The sequence below is a fragment of the Bacillales bacterium genome, assembly GCA_035700025.1.
GTDB lineage: Bacteria > Bacillota > Bacilli > Bacillales > DASSOY01 > DASSOY01.
This window is the reverse complement of the sequence record DASSOY010000001.1, coordinates 1-6,290: the sequence shown is the minus strand read 5'-3', so window position 1 is coordinate 6,290 and position 6,290 is coordinate 1. Positions and strand designations below refer to the sequence as shown.

The following is a 6,290-nucleotide window of genomic DNA, read 5'->3' as shown; positions in this document are numbered from 1 at the left end:
AAGTTCCGCGTAAATGTGTGCACCGCGTGCTTTCGCGCGGTCGAGCGGCTCGAGGACGAGAATGGCGGCACCTTCGCCCATCACCATGCCTAACCGCTCGGTATCAAACGGCCGCGACCAACGGGAATGGTCGTCCGGACCATTCACGGCAAGGGCACCGGAAGCTTTCAGGCCATTCAGCAACGTCGACGAAAACAAGCAGTCCGTCCCGCCGGCAATCGCGATGTCGATTTGGCCGCTGCGCAGCCACATCGCCGCTTCGCCGATCGAATTGGCGGAAGAAGCGCATGCCGTCGTGTACGTCAGTACCGGACCTTGCACGCCGTAGCGAATGGCGAGCGTGCACGCGGCGGCATTCGGAATTGATTTCGACACGAGTCGCGGTTCGGCGCGGTTCGCTTTTCCGAGTGCGAGCTCGGTCGAAGCATCGTCCATGTCGCGGATCGAGCCAAAGCTCGTCCCGATGAAAATGCCGGTACGTTCGTTATCGGTGCCAGCGTTCCAGTTTTCACCGCCGTCAATAGCCACACCGGCGTCGCGAACCGCTTCAGAAGCAGCAACGACGGCCATGTGGCTGAATCTCGCCGTGTCTTTCACCAATTTCTTCGACATGAATTCGGTCGCCTCAAAATCCGGAATGTCAGCAACGACCGGCGCCACTGAGGAAATGACCGGATCTTGCGTTTGCCGCACCCCGGATTCATGGTTCAACAAACCGTCCCAAAACCGTTTCATGCCGACGCCGTGAGGCGAAACGGCACCTAATCCTGTTACTACAATTCGGTCTTTGTCTGTCACTGGTCAACTCTCCTTGCAAAATCGATGGTCTCCTGCACAGTACTATGTAAATAAATGAAGGCAACAAAGGCCGGTTTCCCGGCCGTCGTCGTTTTTTTTATTTTATAATACGGATCTTCACCAAATCAAAGAATTCACATTATTTAGCAGGCGCTGCATGAACCGCCTTTCCTTTCAAGGCTTCTACGGCTTCCATCCATGCCTCATTTAAACTCGGATGCGGATAGAGTGGAAATGTGAGATCTTCATCTCTCGCGACCGTTTCCAGCGCGAGCGTTCCCATGCTCACTAGCTCTGCAGCCCCCGTTCCGATCGCATGAAACCCGAGCAGCCGGTCCGTTTTCTTGTCGCTGATCACTTTGACAAATCCGTCTTTTTTGCCGATGACCGCCGCAAAACCGTTCCCGCCTAACGGGAATTGTCCGACATGCACGTCAAATCCTTGCTCTTCGGCATCCCGTTCGGTCAGACCGACGGAAACGACCGGGGGAACCGTACGAACGACAATCGGCGTGAACGCTAGATCGACCTCACTGTTGAAGCCAGCACAGGCTTCGGCGGCTGCTTTTCCTTGCTTGATTGCCTTCACCGCGAGTGCCGGACCGTCCGTGACGTCTCCGACCGCATAAATCGTCTCGACGTTCGTCCGACAAACGTCATCAACCGGAATGTATTCGCTTTCGACGAACTCGACGCCCGCCCGATCAAGCCCGAGCATTTCTAAATTCGGTTGAACACCGGCGCTGATCATCAAGGCCTCGGAAACCACTGTTTCCGGCTCACCTTTTTTGTTTGTTAAACGCACTTGCGTCTTTTCATCATCCGCGTCGATCCGTTCCACCGAACAAGAGGTGTAGCATTTGATCTTCGCTTTTTTCATCAGTCTTTTCAATTCTCGGTTAATGGAAGTGTCGAATGAAAAATCGTCTCTGCCGTCGCCGAGGATAAGCGAAACTTTTGATCCGAATGCGTTGTAGCTGAATGCCGCTTCAAGCGCCAAATAGTCGCAACCGTACACGGTCAACGTATCAGGGACCGTTGCCGCCTTATAAATGGAAATCGGATCGAAGACGCGTTTTCCGTCAAAAGCAATGCCGTTGTATTCTTCCAACGGCCGGCTGCCGGCAGCAACAATCGCTTTTTCGAAACGATACACTTCGAAACGGTCTTTGTTCTCTACCGCGATTCGGTCGGACGAAAGAAACGAAGCCGTACCTTCGACCACCTCAACGCCGTTTTGCTTCAACAGACTTTGAACGCCTTTCGTCAACGCGGCTACCGTTTTCGTTTTATAATCTTGCAGCTGGTTGATGTCGATCAAAGAACTCTCTGTACCGAGACCCAGTTCCTGCAGATGAGAAACTTCGGACATTTTCTCTGCCGCATGCGTGAACACTTTCGACGGGATGCATCCTTCATTCAAGCATACGCCGCCGAGATTCCCTTTCTCGATTAGGGTGACTTCCAAACCGAGCTGTGCCGCTCGAATGGCCGCGTTATATCCGCCAGGACCTCCGCCGATAATGACGAGTTCGCGTTCCGTTGCTATTTCTCCGACAACCATTTACACCAACTCCACGAGCAACAAATTCGGATTTTCCACATATTCGATGAACCGGTTTGTGAAGGCCACCGCTTTCGCCCCGTCAGCGACTCTATGATCGAACGTCATCGACACGTTCATCATTTTGCGAATCGCAATTTCATCGTTTTCACCGCGAACGACTGGCATCTTTTTCGTCTTGTGGAACGCCATCAACGCCACTTCCGGATAATTGATAATCGGTGTCGCACCGGTACTTCCGAGCGGCCCGACATTGCTGATCGTGAACGTGCTCCCCGTCATTTCCGATGCCGCCAACCGATTTTCCTTCGCTTTCAGCGTCAATTCTTTCATTTCATGATGAATGTCGAGAATCGATTTGCGTTCCACATCGCGCAGCACCGGGACGATTAAACCTTCTTCAGTATCGGTCGCGAGCCCGATATGAACACCCTTTTCGAGACGGATGACTTCGTTTTCTTCATCGAGTTTGGCGTTAAAGATCGGAAACTCGGCAAGTGCAAGCTGCAAAGCTTTAATAAAAAATGCCGCCGCGGAAGCGTTCTTTTCCGGTTTTGAACCTTTCAACGACGCCTTGACAGCGAGCAAGTCGGTCACGTCCGCTTCGTCAAAATGGGTCACGTGCGGAATCGTGTATACCGATTGCGCCATTTTCTTGGCAATCGCTTTCCTGCGGCCGCGGAACGGAATCTCCTCCGCCACTCCTGCCGCAGCCGCGAATTTGCGATCGGAATCGGCCGGCTCATCAACTTGACGGCTTGACGCTTCCTTTTTCGAAACGAACGACATCACGTCTTCATCTGTGACCCGACCGGCAGGTCCCGTTCCTGTGAGTTGTTCAATGTCTACATTGTTGTCGCGTGCGAGTTTGCGTGTATACGGAGCGGCAAGTACGCGTTTTGTCCGCGGGATCCTCATCGTGTTCGTCTTCGACTTCGTCCTCTCGTTCCCAGCCGGTTCGTCAGCACTGCCGACGAATGCCTCTTCTTTGTCCTCACGCGCTTCCTCGCCGCCAACCCTTTCCAACGTCAACAACGTTTCGCCCACTTCCACTACGTCACCGGTTTCCGCCAAAATTTCCTTCACCGTGCCGGCTGCAGGGGACGGAAGTTCGGCCGTCATTTTATCCGTTTGTACCTCAACGAGCGGCTGATCCACCTTTACCTCGTCGCCGACTTGAACGAAAAAGCGAAGAATTTCTGCCTCCGTCATGCCTTCCCCGATGTCGTGAAGCTTAACTTCTTTCACCAGCATTCCCTCCCCGTCAAAACCGAACGACTTTTTCAATCGCTCGTTCGATTTTTTGTTCGTTCGGCAAATAGTCGTTTTCCAACGAGAACACAGGCACCGGCGTATCGAAACCGGTGACGCGCGCAATCGGAGAACGCAAATACAAAAACGACGTATCGTTGATCAATGAGGCGATTTCACCCGAAACCCCGCCAGTCTCGTGAGCTTCATGCACGATGACGACGCGACCGGTTTTTTGCACCGATTCGGAAATCGTCTCCTTGTCTAACGGGTACAACGTGCGCACATCGATCACGTCACACGAAATGCCAAGCGCTTTCTCAGCGTTTTTCGCCGCTTTTTTCATCGTCGGCACCATCGCTCCCCAGGCAAGAACCGTAACATCTTCCCCCTCAGAAAGCTTTTCCGCTTTGCCGATTTCGACGGTATATTTGGTTTCGGGCACCTCTGCGCGTCCGGCACGATACACTTTCATCGGCTCAAGAAACAAGACCGGATCGGGGTCCTCAATCGCAGCAATCAGAAGCCCTTTTGCGTCATAAGGATTCGAAGGAACGACAACCTTCAACCCCGGCACGTGAGTAAACAACGCTTCCATGCTGTCTGAATGAATTTCGGGTGCGCGTACGCCGGCGCCGTAAGGGGCGCGAATGACCATGGGCACGTGATAACGACCGAGCGTCCGTGCGCGAATGCGTGTTGCATGCGTAACAAGCTGGTTAAAACCGGGATAAATAAAACCGAAAAATTGCATCTCAACCACGGGACGAAACCCGTTCATGGCCAATCCAATGGAAGTCCCAATCATCCCCGACTCGGCAAGCGGCGTATCAATCACGCGATCTTCGCCGAATTGCTCGAACAATCCTTCCGTTGCACGGAAGACACCGCCGTTTTTTCCGATATCTTGACCAAGCAAAACGACGTCTTCGTGTTCGGCCAGCATTGTGCGCAATCCGTCGGTTACCGCTTGGACGAGCGAAAGCTTCTTCGTCTTCACTGTCGTCGTCATTCGTCTTTCCCTCCTTTGGCTGCAAGATACGTCTGCTTCTGCTGTTCGATCGTCCAAGTCGGATGCTCGAACACGTGATCAAACAAATCATTCACGTCGACGTTCGGATACGACTCCATGTCGGAAACGGCTTTTTCGATTTCTTCAGCTAACGCCTTCTCGAGGTTGTTGAACCAACCGTCGTCGGCGATTCCGTTCGCTTTCATATACCGTTCGACCCGCAGCAGCGGATCGGCCTTTTCCCTGCGTACTTCGTTTTCTTTGTCATTGTCCCGATACTTGGACGGATCGTCCGATGTCGTATGCGCGCCGTAACGCCACGTAACCGCTTCGATAAGCGTCGGACCGTTTCCTTGACGCGCCCGCTCAAGCGCCTTCTTCGTTTCGAAATATACCGCGAATACGTCATTTCCGTCGACACGCACACTTTCCATATCATAGGCGAGTGCCTTCTGTGCGATCGTCTTCGATTTCATTTGCCGGCTCATCGGTACGCTGATCGCGAAACCGTTGTTTTGGTTGAAAAAGACGACCGGTACATCGAACACACTTGCGAAATTCATGCCCTCATGAAAATCGCCTTCGGAAGTCGCTCCGTCGCCAAAGTACACGATCGCCGCACGATCGGAACCTTTTTTCTTTTCGGCCCATGCCGCCCCGGTCGCATGCAGAAGTTGCGATGCAATCGGCACGGCCGGCGGAAAAATGTGTTTTCCTTCCGGTGGTACGCCGCCTTCATAGCGTCCTTTCCAATACAGGAAAATGCGGCTTAACGATTGACCGTACGTCATCGTCGCTCCATGATCACGGTAGGTCGGAAACATCCAATCGCCTTCCTCAAGCGCGGAAGCACTGCCGATTTGCGCGGCTTCCTGACCTTCGAACGGCACGTATGTGCCAATGCGTCCTTGGCGCTGCAAATTGACACCTTTGCGGTCAAACAATCGGGCACGAAGCATCTTTTCATACATGACCTTGACGAGTTCGTCGGTCAACGATCCTTCGAAAGACTTCTCAACGAGCTTTCCTTCGCCGTTGACGATTTGCTGAATCGGAAAAAAACTTTCATCCTTCACGGTTTTTCCCCCTCGCTTAATTGCGCAAATTCCATTTCGGACGTTGATGATGCGTGAAAAAACTGTTGCGTTTCATCCTTGTGGCGATTCGTTCTTCGACGAAGTGATCGGCCGCCGCGCTCGTCGAAATTCCGTGAGATTCGGCGGTTCGGAAGATGCTGATCAGCGTATCGTAAATCGCTCTCGTCTTTCGCATGACCCGTTCCTTACTTGGGCCGTGCGGATGCAGTTCATCGGCGACTTGAATCAGTCCTCCGCTGTTGACGATATAATCGGGCGCATACAAAATGCCTTTTTCTCGAAGCTTGTCCCCGTGAACCTCGTCAAGCAGTTGGTTGTTCGCCGATCCAGCGACGGCTTTCACTCGCAATCGCTCGATTGATTCATCATTGATGACGCCGCCGAGCGCGCATGGGACAAAGACATCAGCGTCAGCGCCGTAAATGGCGTCCCCTTCCAGAACGACCACGGTTCCTTGCGTTGTTTCCGCGTAAGTTTTTACGCGATCGATCGCTTCCCGGCTAATATCGGATACATATAAATGCGCTCCTTCGTCCAGCAGCTGTTTGGCTACTTTCGAACCGACCTT

The 6,290-nt window shown here is 53.0% G+C and carries 6 protein-coding genes; all 6 read right to left on the bottom strand.

The genetic code is table 11. The annotated features are described in order from the left end of the window. The coding region (locus tag VFK44_00030; GenBank protein ID HET7626758.1) for a beta-ketoacyl synthase N-terminal-like domain-containing protein at positions 1-798 on the bottom strand (798 nt) is incomplete at its 3' end. A 139-nt stretch (positions 799-937) separates the two neighbouring features. Further along, positions 938-2,362, bottom strand: coding sequence for a dihydrolipoyl dehydrogenase (lpdA, locus tag VFK44_00025; protein ID HET7626757.1), 1,425 nt, complete (start codon positions 2,360-2,362; stop codon positions 938-940). After that, positions 2,363-3,616, bottom strand: a complete 1,254-nt coding sequence (locus VFK44_00020) for a dihydrolipoamide acetyltransferase family protein (GenBank protein ID HET7626756.1) — start codon at positions 3,614-3,616, stop codon at positions 2,363-2,365. 10 nt (positions 3,617-3,626) lie between these two features. Further along, positions 3,627-4,625, bottom strand: a complete 999-nt coding sequence (locus VFK44_00015) for an alpha-ketoacid dehydrogenase subunit beta (protein ID HET7626755.1) — start codon at positions 4,623-4,625, stop codon at positions 3,627-3,629. After that, the gene (gene pdhA, locus VFK44_00010) at positions 4,622-5,701 is read right to left on the bottom strand and encodes a pyruvate dehydrogenase (acetyl-transferring) E1 component subunit alpha (protein ID HET7626754.1); all 1,080 of its coding nucleotides are present in this window, start codon (positions 5,699-5,701) and stop codon (positions 4,622-4,624) included. Before pdhA ends, VFK44_00015 begins: the two co-directional genes overlap by 4 nt. A 16-nt stretch (positions 5,702-5,717) precedes the next feature. Continuing rightward, the coding region (locus VFK44_00005; protein ID HET7626753.1) for a Glu/Leu/Phe/Val dehydrogenase family protein at positions 5,718-6,290 on the bottom strand (573 nt) is incomplete at its 5' end.

Bases quoted from the DNA above. Each gene is read 5' to 3' on its own strand.
- VFK44_00015 (HET7626755.1), bottom strand. From the start codon at position 4,625: ATGACGACGACAGTGAAGACGAAGAAGCTTTCGCTCGTCCAAGCGGTA.
- VFK44_00020 (HET7626756.1), bottom strand. From the start codon at position 3,616: ATGCTGGTGAAAGAAGTTAAGCTTCACGACATCGGGGAAGGCATGACG.
- lpdA (HET7626757.1), bottom strand. From the start codon at position 2,362: ATGGTTGTCGGAGAAATAGCAACGGAACGCGAACTCGTCATTATCGGC.